Raw genomic sequence first — 14,748 nt, forward strand, 5'->3', positions numbered from 1 at the left:
ACTCGTAATGAAAAGGGGTTTTTGCTGTGTATGATGATGAAACAGCAATGGAATTATTTTTAGAAGCAAAACAAAATTATCAGGATCGGGGAATGATCAAATGGATTGGCTTTTATCTATCAGATCATACCGCTATTCTAAATAAAGATAACCAACAGCGCTACAAAGAAAATTTACAAAAGTCCCAGCAAACATTGGAAGAAATAGGTCTGTTACTACAGCAATCCTATACACAGAATAAACGGGTTGTTTTGCAGTTGGAGGCTCTGGACAGTGAACGCAAGTATTACGATGACTTGGTAGGTCGGGTAATTGGTCAAAAGGAACAGCTTATCTATCTGGCGACGGATGAGGAGGATATGATTCATCTGGAAATTGAACAAATTCGTCATGTTAGGCTATTGGGTGCCAATAAAATTTTGACCAAGGATGAGTCTGATGCTTGATACAAATGGAGCAGTTTTTGAATTTAAAAGCGAAGAAGATGACCAGTTTACTAAAGATTACCATCGACTGGTGGATTCAGCAGTGCCGCTTTTTGCGGTTAAGGAAGATCTGCTCTATTTAATGGAATCGCAAGGGATCACTTATTTTATGATGCCAGCAGTTATTACGAAGGATCGCAAAGACCATCATTTCTATTTTGAAGTAGAAACTTTTGAAACCTCACGAGTTAAAAAGTATAAATACTTGCGCTGTGATTAGAGAAGGGGACAACAATGAAGCGAGCCGTATTTTTGCTATTAGAAGAATATGCTGATTGGCAAGGTGCTTATCTCGCCAGTCAATTGAATCAACAGAAAAATTGGGAAATAAAAACAGCATCTATTGAGCAGCAGGTTACCTCCTTGGGCGGCTTTACAGTCGAAGTCGATTATTTAATCGAAAAAATACCGAAAAAAATCGATGTATTGGTATTGATTGGTAGTAATTCATGGGGATTTAAACATTCCCTGTTGAAAAAAATTATTGCCCAAGCTTTAGAGAACGGGACGCCGGTTGGAGCCATTTGCGGAGCAGTGGACTATTTAGCTCAGAATGGTTTATTGCGTACTTATTATCACACGGCCAATGACCAAAGAATAGGTCAGAATGCTGTGCAATATACGAATTCTCACCAGTTCATTCATAAACAAGTGGTTCAAGATCGTAATTTGGTTACAGCTAATGGTACGGCTGCTTTGGAATTTACTGAAGCCTTGTTGAAGGCAACGGCTTTTTCTGATGAGCAGACGATTGAGCGAACGATGGATTTGCAACGTATGGGCTATTATGCTTATTATCAAGCTTATGGCAATCCTGATGGCTAATTAAACAGGAATTATTCAGCAGGATTCATAATAAAAAATCCGAACCAGTTTTTCCTTCAATGTGAAGGAAGGGACTGATTCGGGTTTTTGATTTTTATAGTAATTGTGCAAGTTCCTCATCAACAATTAAATCGGTGATGACAGCCATATTCAGCAATGTCTGAATGCTTTTCGCTTTTTCTTTTCCAGTAGCTACAACGACTACCCGGTTAATTTTTTTGATATCGGCTAGTTTAATTCCAAGCATCCGCTGAGCAATTCCTTTTTCCAGCACTGCCCCATTTGCCTTAAAAAAGGTACCTCCAATATCACCAATGATTCCTTCATTTATCAGCAAGGCAGTGTCTTCATCAGAAATATAGTCCAGTTTTTCGTAAGTAGAAGAATGAACGGGATCTCCGACACCTAAGACGGCCATATCCACTTGACGACCTTCCTCCATGACCTCTCTAATCAGATTTGTTTCCACCAACGTATCCCTCACTGCTTGTGTGTCAGCAATGGCTGGGGCATAAAAATAAGAAACCTCGCAATGATACTTCTGTGATAAAACAAAAGCCAAATGATTAGAATGAAAGCGGACAGTGGACAGACCATTACCACCAATCAAGGGAATTATTTTTAACGGCTCCAGGTGGAGATAGTTGGCTTGTTGGACGTATTCAAAAAGTGTGGTTCCCCAGCCAATTCCCAGTCTTTGGATGGACGGCAATAACGGTTCAATCAGCTCCATACATAATTTTCCTGCGGCCGCTTTCAGATTGCTTTCTGTCTCTTTAGTGGCTGAAGCAATTTTTACATTTGCCAGTTGATATTTTTTTACTAGCTTTTCCTGCAGCTTTAAGGAGCGTAAATGACTGTGTTGAATGGTAATTTTCACGATGCCCTTGTCTTTGGCCTCTTGCAGCAGCGCTGCAACGGTTGGTCGGGAGACTTTTAGTAACTTAGCGATCTCGCTCTGGGTAATCTCTTCTTCATAATAATATAAAGCTGCTTTTAGCATCATTTCTTCGCGTTCAATCATACATGTCCTCCTCGACAAATGTTACGTAGTTCGCTGATATATACCAAATGATAACGCTGGATTCAATTGACATTCTTCTATTATCATACTACAATTTTTACAAAAGTAAACGTTAATTTACAAATGTAAAGGATGCGATCATGTGTTAGTAAACTCAAAAGCAATGCTTAACAAAGCAAAGAAGGAAAATTATGCCATACCAGCAACTAATTTTATCGATTTAGATTCGGCCCGAACCTTTGTGACCGTAGCTGAAAAGCTTAACAAACCGCTAATCTTACCCTTTGCGCAAGCTCACAAAGACTTAATTTCTTTAGAAGAAGCGGCCTTAATCGGCAAATACTTAGCTGACAAAGTGTCTGTTCCAGTTGCTTTGCATTTAGATCATGGAGAGGATTTCGCTTTTATCAAGCAAGCAATTGATTTGGGTTTTACTTCAGTTATGATTGATGCGTCAAAAGAAAGCCTGGGAAACAATATCAAATTGACAAAGGAAGTTGTGGCTTATGCTCACCAAAAAGAGGTATCAGTAGAAGCTGAGCTGGGACATGTGGGTGCCGGAACGAATTACGAGAATCACGAAACCACTGATTCTATCTATACCGAAGTAAAAGATGTGAAAACCTTTCTTAAGGAAACCCTAGTCGATTCACTGGCAGTTTCAATTGGAACGGCTCATGGTGCTTATAAAGGAACCCCCGTCTTGAACTTTGAACGACTACAAGAAATCAGTAAAATTTGTGAGGTTCCTTTAGTCTTGCATGGAGGCTCTTCCTCGGGAACTGACAATTTGAATCGCTGTGCTACTAATGGCATTTCCAAGATTAATATTTTTACTGACTTTTTACAGGCAGCGTATCGCAAAAACAAGGATGGCAAGCCTAAGGATTATTTAGAAATGAAACAATTGGCAAATCAAGCAATGGCTGAGGTATTAGAAAGCTGCTACAAAGTATTTGCTACAAAAGACGTGTAAAAAGAGAGGAACCTTTCAAAATGACAGTAGAAATTAAGCAACCATTTTTTGTCTTTAATCCCAAATCTTATCTTTATGGTGAAGAGCTGTTAAAACTGGCGCAGCGAGCAGATGAATTAGCCGCAAAATATCCGGAGTGCACCGTGTTAGTAACCGTGCCTTTTGCGGACATTAGTGCAGTAAAGCAAGCAACCGAAAAAATCGTGGTCACAGCTCAACATATGGACGGTATCACACCTGGTCGAGGGATCGGTCATGTGTTGCCAGAGTCGGTTTATTATGCTGGGGCAAGAGCGGTTTTCTTGAACCATGCTGAACGACCTTTGACTTTAGCAGGACTGACCCAAGCGATGAAGCGAGCTAAGGAATTAGGAATGAAAACAATTGTTTGTGCTGATTCTATTGATGAGGCAAGAGCAGTGGCAATTTTAGGAGCGGATATTATTTTGTGCGAACCGACTGAACTAATCGGTACCGGTCAAACTAGCGGAAGCGACTATATTGAACAAACCAATCAAACCATTAAAGAAATTAATCCGAATATCTTAGTTATGCAGGCAGCTGGTATCAGCAGTGGGGAAGACGTGTATCGCACCATTAAGCTGGGAGCAGATGGAACAGGCTGCACTAGTGGCATTACTAATGCAGCTTCACCAGCAGATATGTTAACCCAGATGGTTGAAGCAGTGGTGCAAGCATACAAAGAAAGAGGTAAATAAATGAAGGTCATCCAAAAACAATTATCCATTAAAACACAAGCTGGTAAAGTCAGCTATATTGATATTACTGCTGATTTACGCAAACTAATTGAAGCAGCTGAAATAAAGGATGGCTTTTGTGCCATTACTACTCCACATACAACTTGTTCAGTCATTTTTGAAGAATATGTCCATGACAAAGACTGGAAGGGAGATGAATATCTGCAGGTAGATCAAAATCGGATTTTGGATAAATTAATTCCCCGTCAATTTACTGAATCAGATTATTTGTATCCTGGACCAGAGCATGTGGCATTTTTAAAAGAGTTAGCAGCCGCTGATCCGAATTATTTACCGGATCCAGTATCCATTTTAAATGCAGATGCTCATATTAAAGGTTCTCTCTTTGGAGCAAGTGAAACAGTCATCATTAAAGACGAACAGCCCTTAATTGGTTCCGTGGGTTATCTATACTTTGTCGATTGGGATCAAAATCGCGAACGGACAAGAACCTGCAACCTAATGCTGATGGGAGAATAAAAAGACCAATCATTGCTTTTTCACAAGCGGTGATTGATCTTTTATGTTACAAATGGCTGAAGAACCGCCGGATTTCAATTGCGGCATTTTCTGGTGAATCAGAAGCGTGAACAATATTTTCCGTAGTACTGCAGGCGAAATCGCCACGGATAGTTCCAGGTACCGCTTTCAATATATTGGTTGCTCCAAGCATCTGACGCACCAATGCAATGACATCATTTCCTTCTAATAGTAAACATACGACTGGGCCTGAAGTCATGTAAGCAATCAGTTCAGGGAAAAAGGACTTGTCCTTTAAATGAGCATAGTGACTTTCTGCAACGGCTTTAGAAATTACACCTTGATACATTTCCTTAATGGTTAAATTTTTGTCCTCAAAGCGTTGGATAATGCGACCAATCAGCTTGCGCTCTACTCCATCCGGTTTAATAATGACCAATGTTTGTTCCATATCTGTTCATCTCCTTTTTTTAATTAATAAAGGAGGTTTAGTCGAAACTAAACCTCCTGAGAACCTAACGTTTGGCAACTGCTACTTTCAGTGTTTCCCATTTCCAACTGGCAACTTCTGGAATATCCGTTCCTTCTGTGCGAATGTAGTCATGGTGAAATTGGAGTGTTTCATCCATTTTAGCAGAAAATTCGGCCGCTTGGGAACCATAAACTGCATTTGCTGCATCTTGTGCTAAGTGGAAGCGATCCATTTCACTAAAGACCCGCATATCAAATGGGGTAGTGATGTCCCCATTTTCTCGGTAACCATGAATATGAAGGTTGTGGTTGTTGCGATCAAAGAAAATATCTCTAACTATGCCCTCATAACCATGGAATGCAAAGACGATCGGTTTGTCCGCTGTAAATAGCATATCAAACTCTTCGTTTCTTAAGCCGCGAGGATCTACATCAGGGTGACGTAATTTCAAAATGTCTACCACGTTGATAAAGCGAATTTTTAATTCTGGGAACTGCTTGTTTAAAATTGAAACTGCCGCTAATGCTTCTAAGTTTGGTTCCGTTCCGGCTGCTGCAATCACTAAGTCAGGTTCTTCATCATTTGCTGTACTTGCCCAGTCGATAATTTTCAAGCCATTTTCAACTAGTTCTTCGGCCTCAGCTGCTGAATAGAACTGTGGACGTGGGTGTTTGCTGGAAACGATCAAGTTAATCACTTGTTTGTCTTGCATTGCTTTGTCCATTACAGCCATTAAGCTATTGGCATCTGCTGGTAAATATTCTCGAATAAATTCCGGTTTCTTTTCCGCTAAATGAGTCAACACCCCTGGATCTTGATGAGTGTAGCCATTATGATCTTGCTGGAATACAGTGGAAGTTGCAATTACATTCAAGGCCGGGTACTGTTTCCGCCATGTATGAGCACTGGCTTTGCGCATCCACTTGAAGTGCTGAGTCAACATTGAGTCCACTACTCTTAAGAAAGATTCATAGCTGGCAAAGAAGCCATGACGACCGGTTAAAACATAGCCTTCTAAGAAACCTTCTGCTTGATGCTCTGATAACTGACCATCGATTACGCGGCCAGCTGAAGACTGCCATTCATCCGTACTGTCTTTTGGTTCCAACCATTGACGGTCAGTTACTTCGAAGACTTTGTTCAGGCGATTCGATTTTGTTTCATCTGGTCCAAAGATACGGAAATTGGTAGGATTTTCTGTAATCATGTCTCGAGCCTGTTGACCAAAAATGATCATGTCTTGGGCCATTACCGCACCTGGTCTAGTTGTATCGATGGCATACTGTTTCCAATCGGGCATTTTCATTGGTTTCGGATCGATACCGCCGTTAGTGATTGGGTTAGTGGACATACGGCTATCGCCTTTAGGTGAAATTGCCTTCAGTTCTTCAACAATTTTGCCATTTTCATCAAATAATTCTTCTGGACGATAAGACTTCAACCAGTCCACTAATTTATCAATATGGTCCATATGTTCAGAGTCCACTGGAATCGGCACTTGGTGAGCTCGGAAAGTGCCGGCAATTTGTTCACCATCCCAAGTTTCTGGTCCAGTCCAGCCTTTAGGTGTACGGAAAACAATTACTGGCCATTGCGGCATTTCAGCAGCTTTAGCCTTGCCTTTGCGGGCTTTAGTTTGAATTGCCTTTATTTCTTCTACAACTGCATCTAAAGTTTCAGCCATTAATGGATGAACTTGCTTTGGATCAGTTCCCTCAACGAAGTAAGGCTTCCAGCCCATGCCTTCAAAATACTTAGCTAAATCGGCATTACTCTTGCGAGAAAGAATAGTCGGGTTAGAAATTTTACCACCGTTTAAGTAAAGAATCGGTAAAACGGCTCCATCGTTAACAGGATTAATGAAGACGTTAGAGAACCAGCCGCTGGCTAATGGACCAGTTTCAGCTTCACCGTCGCCAACTACAGTGGCTGCAATGACTTCAGGATTATCCAAAATGGCTCCCGTAGCGTGAGATAAAGCATAACCTAACTCGCCGCCTTCATGAATGGAGCCAGGTGTTTCTGGTGCGGCATGAGAGGCGATACCACCAGGGAAAGAAAAGACTTTGCACAGATGCTTTAATCCAGCTTCATCTTCGGTAATCTCAGGGTAAATTTCGCTATAGCTGCCGTCGATATAAGAGTTTGACACCATAACCTGACCACCGTGACCAGGACCTTCAACGTAAAACATATTCAGGTCATACTTGTTAATCGCTCGATTTAAGTGAGCATATAAAAAGTTCTGGCCAGAAATGGTACCCCAATGACCAATTGGATGAGTCTTAACATCTTCTTTTTGGATTGGACGTCGCAACAGGGGATTGTCCTTCAGATACATTTGTGCTACAGAAATATAGTTTGCTGCCCGCCACCAGGCATCAACCTTTCCTAAATATTCTTGAGAATCAAAATTGACTGTCATGATAAAACTCCTTTGTAGTAAAATTTACTTTTATTATTTGAGTACAATATACCTTTAACTTGTGAATAAGTAAACTACTTTTTTATAAAAGAACAAATTAAGTAGTTTCAGATCAATGAGAAGACCTTAAAACTATCTGCAGCTGGAATAAATTTTTATCGCAGGGAAAGTATTTCTTGATAGAGAGAAAAGTTTAGAAAATTTAAATAAAATAACAAAGGAAATTTTCAATGATGTTCGCATAACCAGACAATAGGCACTTGTTCTACAAAAAACATAATCCGGAAATAGTAAGAAAGTTATCGTGGATTTTCATACAAAGACAAGGAGGTTCGAAAAAAATTGAGTACGTAATTTTCTAAATCAATTTATAGTAGATATAAAATTAACAGTAAAATATTGATCAATTATTCACAAATAAACAGTTGACCAGCCATTTTTCTTGTGCAATAATACAGAACTATCAGTAGGATACCTAAGGAAATCGTAGTTTGCCATTGAAAAGCACATTAATTTTTTATCACTATTTGTGATTTAATTCACTAATAGAGAAGTCAGAAAGGAAGATAATCGATGCAGAAAAAACATTTAACGCTCCCATTTTATTGTGTTAACTCTCAAGTACTTTGGAAAGGAGAGGCAGCTGTTGAAAATGCTGTTCAAATGGATCAAAAGAGCATTGAATTAGGGTTAGATACCATTTTTACTGCAAGTGTTGATGACGTTGCTCAACTTAATGCAGCGACAAAGCGTCTCTGGATAGGAATCGTGTTTGAAGGTCAATCGTCTGAGAAACTTGAAGAGCTTCGAGAAGCAGGCGCTGCTGTTTTAATTTTTGATGAGATGAAACAGCTAGACCAAGCAATCGCCATTTTGCAGGCGGCGAAAAAGATCGGCTATTTAATTCTGGTTCGTACGGAGGCTCCGTTTGAATTACCAGAGGAGGTACTAGCTTATTTGGATATTCTAAAATGGAAGTTTGACAGCAAACAGTCAGCTGATGCAGTCTTTAAAGAACAATGCAATGAGCAAAAGAGGTTAGTGGCTCGGCTAAAAAAAGAGTATCCACAGTTGGCGATTATTTACGGTGCGAATACAATTTCATCAAATAGGGTATTAAATAGTTTAATGATGGGGCTGGACGGAGTAGGCGAAGTTAGCTGTAACGAGAGCACTCAACAAAAGAGACAGGAAATGTTAAATGTCGTCAACGATTACAAAAAAGTTCAAACCTTTTTAAACGCATAAAAATAAATAAACTACGCAGTCTGTTGCTGGTGAATCTTTCGCTAGCGGCAGATTTTTTTGTCTTTTTTTCAGGCTTAAACTAAATATGAAAGTAAAATCATATGGATAACCGTTATTTTATATTCAATAAAATTCGTTTTCTTACATTAACAAATGTTCAATCGAACGTGACATAATTTACGTATTTTGAGAAAAAGTTGACAGAAAGCGTTGACAAACTAACTTTAGATGCTATACTAATCCTTGTAAGACATATGCCAATAACATTAGCATATGACAAAAAGTTTGGAGGGTTTCAAATGACGTTATATGGAAAATTATTAGAACGGGAAAAAAATGGTGCTCCAATCAAGGTTGGGGTAATCGGTGCTGGTCAAATGGGCTTTGGAATGATCTCTCAGATTTCGACAATTCCTGGGATGATCGTAGCCGGAATCAGTGATATCAACTTAGATGCAGCAAATCGTGCAGCGGAGGCATACAATGCTAGCGCGGATAAGAAAGTGGATATTTTAATTAGCCAAAACTTTAAAGATATTATTCATTCAGACAAGGTGGAAATTATTGTAGATGCAACGGGTGTTCCAGAAGCAGGGGCTCAAATTTCTTTAGAATCCTTGATGGCTAAGAAACATTTAGTTTTACTAAATGTTGAAATTGATATTACGATTGGGCCATTAATGAAAAAATTATATGACTCAACAGATTTAATTTACACTGGTTCAGATGGTGATGAGCCAGCTGCAACGATGCAAATGTATGAATTTGCGAAAAGCATGGGAATGGAAGTGCTAGTTGCTGGTAAAGGAAAGAATAACAAATTAATGGTTCATGCCAATCCTGATACAGCTGCTGAAAAGGCGAAAGCACAAGTAATGAGTCCTAAGATTCTGGCTTCTTTCCAAGATGGAACCAAAACGATGGGTGAAATGAATCTATTGTCTAATGCGATGGGCTTTGTTCCTGACGTAGTGGGGATGCATGGGATTTCAGCTGATTTAGATGGTACTGTGAAGAACTTAGATTTGAAGGAAAATGGTGGTGTACTAAGTAAATTCGGCGTTGTAGAATATGTTGACGGTATCGCGCCAGGGATTTTCTGTATTGTTAAAGGTCAAAATGAAGGCGTAGCGCATGAGATGAACTACTTAATGAAGAAAGGGGATCGAGATCACCACATCTTATATCGTCCATTCCATTTATGTTCATTAGAAACACCAATTACCATTGCTCGTGCGGTGTTAGAGCAAGATACAGCGATTGTTCCAATGGGGGCACCAGTATCTGAAACGGTTTGTGTCGCTAAAAAGGATATTAAGGCTGGTGAGAAGATTGACGGAATCGGCGGCTTCTGTGTCCGTGGTGTGCTGGAAACGCATGAAGACATGAAGAATAATGCCAATATTCCAATTGGTTTAATTGCCGGAGCAGTCGCTAAAAAGGATATTGAAGACGGAGCATTCTTAACGATGGATGATGTTGAATTAGATGAATCAACCACTGTTTATAAACTACGTAAATTGCAAGACGAAACATTTGCTTAAGCAAAAATCCGCTGCAGGCAGAAAATACTGCCTGCAGTAGAAAAGAGGAAATTTAATGCATCAATTGCTGATTGTTCTGTTCGTTTTGATGATGATCCAAAGCTTAGGCAGCATTTTTCAAGTGAAGTATTATCAAGGTTTTATTAAGAAGATCACGGTTGCTTATCAGAATCATGCTTCTCATGAGCTGTATACCGATGTCTCAAAGGGTTCATTGTTTAAGACAATTGTTGCAGTAGTTGCAGATCAAAATAACGAAATTATCAGCTGTTATGTCTGTAAAGGCTTTACTATCTTTGCTCGCTTTAAACAGGAACCGTCTTACCAAGGAATCAATTTAGCAGAAATACACGACAAAAAAATGAAGCAGACACGCTTATCTCAAGTAGAGAGTGTACTTGAGAAGATTTACTTACGGAAGTTGGAAGCGGTTGCTCATATAATAGAAGGAGTTAATTAACTATGGAATATATTGAATGGTTTGGTAAAAACTTTATTGGCTTATTTGAAGCTGGCGGCGAACAGTTCATGGGATTTATGACCGGAATTATACCTTTGCTGATTGTCCTTTTGACTTTCACTTACTCAGTTATTGCATTTATTGGAGAAGAACGTGTTGACAGAGCTATCCGCTATTGTTCAAAATATATGATTTTACGCTATTCTATCATGCCAATGCTGTCAGTTATGATGTTGACTAACCCGATGGCTTATACTTTTGGGAAGTTTGTTAAGGAAGATGAAAAACCTGCATTTTATGATTCAGTGGTTTCTTTCCTGCATCCTGTAACTGGATTATTCCCATATGCGAATGCAGGTGAATTGTTTGTTTACTTAGGAATTGCCAATGGGGTAATGGAAGCTGGTTATAATCAGTCCAGTTTAGCTGTGCGCTATTTTCTAGTAGGGATTGTGGTTATCTTAATGCGGGGAATTGTCACTGAACGTTTAACTAAGTTTTTGATAGCCAAAGAAGCGAAGAAAGTAAACGTGTAAAAGTAAATTTCTTATTATAGGGGGCAAATAAATTATGTACAAATCAGTTTTTGTATCACCTGGAAACGGTGGTTGGGGTGTTGGTTTAACGTTAACGCCAACAGCGACAAAAAATAAAGTTGTATCAGTAACTGGCGGCGGGATTCATCCAGTAGCTCAGCAAATTGCAGATCTAACGGGAGCAGAGGCTTGGGATGGCTTTAAAAATCAAGTGCCCGAGGAAGAAACACTGTGTGCGGTCATTGATTGTGGCGGAACCGCACGTATTGGGGTCTACCCCATGAAACGGATTTCAACAGTGGATGTTTTACCGTCTTCACCATCTGGACCTTTAGCAAAGCATATCACAGAAGATATCTTTGTCTCAGGTGTCAAACCAGAAAATGTGAAGATAACTGATGCTCAGGGAGCAGCACCAGCTGCAACAGAAACAGCGGTACCGCAGCAAGAAGAAAAGTTTGAGGAAAAATACGCAAAAGCCAAAGAAGATCACGCAAAAGAAAATGCTAAAAAAGATGGTTTCTTAGTTCGTTTCTCTCGCGGAATTGGCGGCGTAATGGGTGTATTCTATCAATCGGGTCGCGATGCAGTAGATATGCTGTTGAAAAATATCATTCCTTTTATGGCTTTTATTAGTATGATGATTGGTATTATCAATTACACTGGGATTGGCGATTTAATTGCGGAGGTATTGTCGCCCCTTGCTGGTTCACTTCCTGGCATGATTGTGTTAGCATTGATCTGTAGTATTCCTATCTTATCTCCAATTCTAGGACCGGGTGCAGTAATTTCGCAGGTAATTGGTGTGTTAATTGGGACCCAAATCGCTAATGGATCCATTCCGGTTCAATACGCACTGCCTGCTTTATTTGCTATCAATGCCCACGTAGGGTGTGACTTTATCCCGGTTGGGTTATCATTAGGAGAAGCCAAACCTGAAACAGTTCAGGTTGGAGTGCCAGCTTTGCTTTACAGTCGAATGCTGACAGGTTTTACCGCAGTTATCTTGGCTTACGTTGCCAGCTTTGGCATGTATTAAACGATAGATTAGGAGAATAAATGATGGTAAATACAAAAATTGTTGAAGTCGGATCAATGGTCCCCGCTTTTGAAGAAGAACAGTTAGTCATTTTATTTGGCCCCAGTGCTACCACAGAATTACGAGATATTAGTGTTATTCATGAGGTGCAGGAACAGCCGGTCAATTCAATTCAAGTAGGGGGTCAATTAAAAATTGGCGAAAAGGTTTATAAGATAGAAGCCGTTGGTTCACAAGCAAACCCGAACTTTGATGAATTGGGGCATGTTTCGATTTACTTTAGAAATGAAATCGGTGAAATTTTGCCAGGAGCGATTATTGTCAGCCCGGGAGAATTTCCAACTTTTGAAGTTGGCGATAATATAGAATTTAGTTAGCGAAAAAACCTCCCTTATTTTCAGGGGGGATTTTTCGGTTTAGCAGGAGGGGTATCAATGGTTATTCAGGATGATCGGGATTTAGTTAGAGTTGCCACCATGTATTACAAAGAAGAAATGAAGCAATCGGATATTGCTCAACAGTTAGGTATTTCAAGACAGTTAGTGTCTAAGTATTTGAACGATGCCAAAAATAATGGCATCGTGGATATTTACATTAACAGTCAAAGTGCATATTCGGTGGAGTTGGAGTTAAGGCTGCAGAAGGCTTTTGGTATCAAGCGAGCGGCAGTTCTTGACACCAGTCATCTGCAACCGCAAGAAATTGAGAAGCTGATCATTCAGACGGCTATCTCGACTTTTCGTAAAGATATTGCCAAGGCGAAAAAAATTGGTGTATCATGGGGACGGGTTTTGCGGCGCCTAGTCGATGAATATCCTTATGTGAATCAGTCAGATGCGACGATTATTCCGTTGATTGGCGGGATGGGCTCTGGTCAGGTGGAGGTCCATTCCAATCAGATTGCCCACGATCTGTCTCGCAAGCTGCGAGCGGACTGTAAGTATTTGTACGTGCCAGCTTTAGTGGATAGTCCTGTTATTAAGCAAAATTTGGTTGAAAATGTAACAGTGAAAGATGTGCTGGAGGATGGAAAAAAAGTCGATTTTGCTTTAGTTGGATTGGCAACACCTTTTTCTAAACGCAATACTATGACTGAAATCGGTTATATTGATCAGCAAGATATTGAAGATTTAGCACAAGCGCAGGTTATCGGGGATGTGAATTCACGTTTTTTTGACGAAAATGGAGAAGAAGTATCCTGCCGCATTAATGAAAATGTCATCGGAATCAACCTGACGGATATCCGTAACATCGATAAGGTTTGTGCGATCTGTTATGAAGAAGACAAAAAAGAAGCCCTATATACCGCTATTGATACGAAAATTATCAATTGTTTAGCAGTTACTGATGAACTAGCCGAATATTTACTTGCTAGAAAAGAAACGAAAAGTGCTACATAATAAGCGGCAACGTTGGAGGAATGAAGATGAGCTTAGCAGATGACAAGCGATTGCTGGTGGAAATCGCGTCGTTGTATTATGAACAAGGCTTGAAGCAAGAAGAAATTGCGAAACGGGTAAAGATCAGCCGGTCACTGGTTTCAAAATATTTGGTTCGTACCCGAGAAGAGGGCATCGTCGAAATCATTATTCATGATGATCTTGCCAGTCCTTTTCATGCTTTGGAGGAGAAATTGGCGGGTATCTATAATTTGGAGGAAGTTATTTGTATCGAATCAGCTGGTCGAGGACTGCAAAATAAATTATTAGGTATTGCTGCAGCAAAATATCTGTCTCGTGTCATTAAACCATGGGATACCATTAGTGTTTCAGCCGGAACAACTGTTCATGAAGCAGCTGCTAACTTCCCCAAACAAAGTCAAATGACAAATGTCCGTTTTGTTCCTCTAGTAGGGGGCATGGGTATGGAGCATATTACTATTCAGTCTAACAAAGTATGCGAATTATTTGCTTCCCGCTGTGGCGGACATGCGGTAGAATTACATGCACCGATTACTGTGGATAATCCAGAAGCAAAAAAAGTTTTTATGCAGCAGTCTTTTATTAAAAATGTTTTTGATGAAGGGGAAGCAGCAACGATGGCATTGGTGGGTATCGGTGGTATTCCAATCTATTCTACATTGACAGATGCCTACTTGTCTGATCAGGTAAATATCAATTCGGAATATTCTCAGGAGCGAATGGCTGGTGATATTTGCTACAATTTTATCGACCATTCTGGACAACTGGCAGACTGCTCTTGGAACAAAAGAGTGCTGGCAATTGATCTGGAGCGCTTGAAAAAAATTCCTCGACGAATTGCAGTCTCTGGTGGCAAAGAAAAAGTTGATGGAATCCGGGCAGCTCTCAAAGGCAACCTAGTAAATGTACTGATTACTGATGAAAAAACAGCACGGCAATTAGTAGATAAATAACAAGTATGGGAAAAAATGAACATAAAAGGGAAGATTACAAACTTCTCTTTTAGTTCATCTTTTTTGTTTTGGATGACGTGTTGGCAAGTGCTAATTTCAACT

Annotated in this window: 17 protein-coding genes; 14 read left to right on the plus strand and 3 right to left on the minus strand. The window is 39.9% G+C overall.

The genetic code is table 11. From position 1 onward, the window contains the following. Window positions 1–26: 26 nt before the first annotated feature. The 3 genes from IGI46_RS24105 to IGI46_RS24115 are packed head-to-tail and all read left to right on the plus strand — an operon-like array spanning window position 27 to window position 1,310. Window positions 27–446 carry a hypothetical protein gene (locus IGI46_RS24105; RefSeq protein WP_429965357.1) on the plus strand — a complete coding sequence of 140 codons (420 nt, stop codon included), beginning with the start codon at window positions 27–29 and terminating at the stop codon, window positions 444–446. Then, window positions 439–705, plus strand: a complete 267-nt coding sequence (locus tag IGI46_RS24110; protein ID WP_429965356.1) for a DUF5960 family protein — start codon at window positions 439–441, stop codon at window positions 703–705. Before IGI46_RS24105 ends, IGI46_RS24110 begins: the two co-directional genes overlap by 8 nt. A 14-nt stretch (window positions 706–719) precedes the next feature. Then, on the plus strand, window positions 720–1,310 hold the full coding sequence (locus IGI46_RS24115; RefSeq protein WP_429965355.1) for a DJ-1/PfpI family protein: 591 nt from the start codon (window positions 720–722) through the stop codon (window positions 1,308–1,310). A gap of 94 nt (window positions 1,311–1,404) precedes the next feature. Here IGI46_RS24115 and IGI46_RS24120 read toward each other — a convergent pair whose 3' ends face one another. Further along, window positions 1,405–2,334: a sugar-binding transcriptional regulator gene (locus tag IGI46_RS24120; RefSeq protein WP_429974438.1), complete on the minus strand. Its 930-nt coding sequence runs from the start codon at window positions 2,332–2,334 to the stop codon at window positions 1,405–1,407. A gap of 142 nt (window positions 2,335–2,476) precedes the next feature. Between IGI46_RS24120 and IGI46_RS24125 the strand changes: the two genes are divergently transcribed. Genes IGI46_RS24125 through IGI46_RS24135 form a run of 3 tightly spaced genes read left to right on the plus strand, consistent with a single transcriptional unit; the run spans window position 2,477 to window position 4,548 of the window. Further along, window positions 2,477–3,310, plus strand: a complete 834-nt coding sequence (locus IGI46_RS24125) for a class II fructose-bisphosphate aldolase (protein WP_429974439.1) — start codon at window positions 2,477–2,479, stop codon at window positions 3,308–3,310. Window positions 3,311–3,330: 20 nt separating this feature from the next. Beyond that, entirely contained in the window at window positions 3,331–4,029 is a 699-nt protein-coding gene (locus tag IGI46_RS24130) for a triose-phosphate isomerase (protein ID WP_429974440.1), read from the plus strand. Continuing rightward, window positions 4,030–4,548 (plus strand): YjbQ family protein, encoded by a 519-nt coding sequence (locus IGI46_RS24135; RefSeq protein ID WP_429974441.1) that lies wholly within the window; start codon window positions 4,030–4,032, stop codon window positions 4,546–4,548. Window positions 4,549–4,594: 46 nt separating this feature from the next. On the opposite strand, the gene ndk is transcribed toward IGI46_RS24135, so the two are convergent. Both ndk and IGI46_RS24145 read right to left on the minus strand, forming a co-directional pair. Continuing rightward, window positions 4,595–4,999, minus strand: coding sequence for a nucleoside-diphosphate kinase (gene ndk / locus IGI46_RS24140; RefSeq protein ID WP_429974442.1), 405 nt, complete (start codon window positions 4,997–4,999; stop codon window positions 4,595–4,597). Window positions 5,000–5,063: 64 nt separating this feature from the next. Beyond that, on the minus strand, window positions 5,064–7,445 hold the full coding sequence (locus IGI46_RS24145) for a phosphoketolase family protein (RefSeq protein WP_429974443.1): 2,382 nt from the start codon (window positions 7,443–7,445) through the stop codon (window positions 5,064–5,066). Between the two features lie 573 nt (window positions 7,446–8,018). On the opposite strand from IGI46_RS24145, the gene IGI46_RS24150 reads away from it, so the two are divergent. The 8 genes from IGI46_RS24150 (at window position 8,019) to IGI46_RS24185 (ending at window position 14,646) form a co-directional block, all read left to right on the plus strand. Continuing rightward, window positions 8,019–8,693, plus strand: coding sequence for a hypothetical protein (locus tag IGI46_RS24150; RefSeq protein ID WP_207703845.1), 675 nt, complete (start codon window positions 8,019–8,021; stop codon window positions 8,691–8,693). Window positions 8,694–8,992: 299 nt separating this feature from the next. Next, window positions 8,993–10,237 (plus strand): NAD(P)H-dependent oxidoreductase, encoded by a 1,245-nt coding sequence (locus tag IGI46_RS24155; RefSeq protein WP_429974444.1) that lies wholly within the window; start codon window positions 8,993–8,995, stop codon window positions 10,235–10,237. A gap of 55 nt (window positions 10,238–10,292) precedes the next feature. Then, window positions 10,293–10,697: a transcriptional regulator GutM gene (locus IGI46_RS24160; protein ID WP_429965348.1), complete on the plus strand. Its 405-nt coding sequence runs from the start codon at window positions 10,293–10,295 to the stop codon at window positions 10,695–10,697. 2 nt (window positions 10,698–10,699) lie between these two features. Continuing rightward, window positions 10,700–11,233 carry a PTS glucitol/sorbitol transporter subunit IIC gene (gene srlA / locus IGI46_RS24165; RefSeq protein WP_429974445.1) on the plus strand — a complete coding sequence of 178 codons (534 nt, stop codon included), beginning with the start codon at window positions 10,700–10,702 and terminating at the stop codon, window positions 11,231–11,233. A 34-nt stretch (window positions 11,234–11,267) separates the two neighbouring features. Further along, complete coding sequence (srlE, locus tag IGI46_RS24170) at window positions 11,268–12,272, plus strand: PTS glucitol/sorbitol transporter subunit IIB (RefSeq protein WP_429974446.1); 1,005 nt, start codon at window positions 11,268–11,270, stop codon at window positions 12,270–12,272. A gap of 23 nt (window positions 12,273–12,295) precedes the next feature. After that, window positions 12,296–12,649, plus strand: coding sequence for a PTS glucitol/sorbitol transporter subunit IIA (locus IGI46_RS24175; RefSeq protein ID WP_207703840.1), 354 nt, complete (start codon window positions 12,296–12,298; stop codon window positions 12,647–12,649). A gap of 57 nt (window positions 12,650–12,706) precedes the next feature. Then, on the plus strand, window positions 12,707–13,672 hold the full coding sequence (locus tag IGI46_RS24180; protein WP_207703839.1) for a sugar-binding transcriptional regulator: 966 nt from the start codon (window positions 12,707–12,709) through the stop codon (window positions 13,670–13,672). A 26-nt stretch (window positions 13,673–13,698) separates the two neighbouring features. After that, window positions 13,699–14,646 carry a sugar-binding transcriptional regulator gene (locus IGI46_RS24185; protein WP_429974447.1) on the plus strand — a complete coding sequence of 316 codons (948 nt, stop codon included), beginning with the start codon at window positions 13,699–13,701 and terminating at the stop codon, window positions 14,644–14,646. Window positions 14,647–14,748: the final 102 nt, after the last annotated feature.

Origin of the sequence: Enterococcus sp. AZ163 (assembly GCF_050498925.1) — a bacterium.
In the GTDB taxonomy this organism is placed as follows: Bacteria; Bacillota; Bacilli; order Lactobacillales; family Enterococcaceae; genus Enterococcus_A; species Enterococcus_A ferrettii.

What these genes read in the sequence shown, in the direction of transcription:
- IGI46_RS24110 (WP_429965356.1), top strand. Translation starts at nt 439, where the DNA reads ATGCTTGATACAAATGGAGCAGTTTTTGAATTTAAAAGCGAAGAAGAT.
- IGI46_RS24115 (WP_429965355.1), top strand. Translation starts at nt 720, where the DNA reads ATGAAGCGAGCCGTATTTTTGCTATTAGAAGAATATGCTGATTGGCAA.
- IGI46_RS24120 (WP_429974438.1), bottom strand. Translation starts at nt 2,334, where the DNA reads ATGATTGAACGCGAAGAAATGATGCTAAAAGCAGCTTTATATTATTAT.
- IGI46_RS24130 (WP_429974440.1), top strand. Translation starts at nt 3,331, where the DNA reads ATGACAGTAGAAATTAAGCAACCATTTTTTGTCTTTAATCCCAAATCT.
- IGI46_RS24135 (WP_429974441.1), top strand. Translation starts at nt 4,030, where the DNA reads ATGAAGGTCATCCAAAAACAATTATCCATTAAAACACAAGCTGGTAAA.
- ndk (WP_429974442.1), bottom strand. Translation starts at nt 4,999, where the DNA reads ATGGAACAAACATTGGTCATTATTAAACCGGATGGAGTAGAGCGCAAG.
- IGI46_RS24145 (WP_429974443.1), bottom strand. Translation starts at nt 7,445, where the DNA reads ATGACAGTCAATTTTGATTCTCAAGAATATTTAGGAAAGGTTGATGCC.
- IGI46_RS24150 (WP_207703845.1), top strand. Translation starts at nt 8,019, where the DNA reads ATGCAGAAAAAACATTTAACGCTCCCATTTTATTGTGTTAACTCTCAA.
- IGI46_RS24155 (WP_429974444.1), top strand. Translation starts at nt 8,993, where the DNA reads ATGACGTTATATGGAAAATTATTAGAACGGGAAAAAAATGGTGCTCCA.
- IGI46_RS24160 (WP_429965348.1), top strand. Translation starts at nt 10,293, where the DNA reads ATGCATCAATTGCTGATTGTTCTGTTCGTTTTGATGATGATCCAAAGC.
- srlA (WP_429974445.1), top strand. Translation starts at nt 10,700, where the DNA reads ATGGAATATATTGAATGGTTTGGTAAAAACTTTATTGGCTTATTTGAA.
- srlE (WP_429974446.1), top strand. Translation starts at nt 11,268, where the DNA reads ATGTACAAATCAGTTTTTGTATCACCTGGAAACGGTGGTTGGGGTGTT.
- IGI46_RS24175 (WP_207703840.1), top strand. Translation starts at nt 12,296, where the DNA reads ATGGTAAATACAAAAATTGTTGAAGTCGGATCAATGGTCCCCGCTTTT.
- IGI46_RS24180 (WP_207703839.1), top strand. Translation starts at nt 12,707, where the DNA reads ATGGTTATTCAGGATGATCGGGATTTAGTTAGAGTTGCCACCATGTAT.
- IGI46_RS24185 (WP_429974447.1), top strand. Translation starts at nt 13,699, where the DNA reads ATGAGCTTAGCAGATGACAAGCGATTGCTGGTGGAAATCGCGTCGTTG.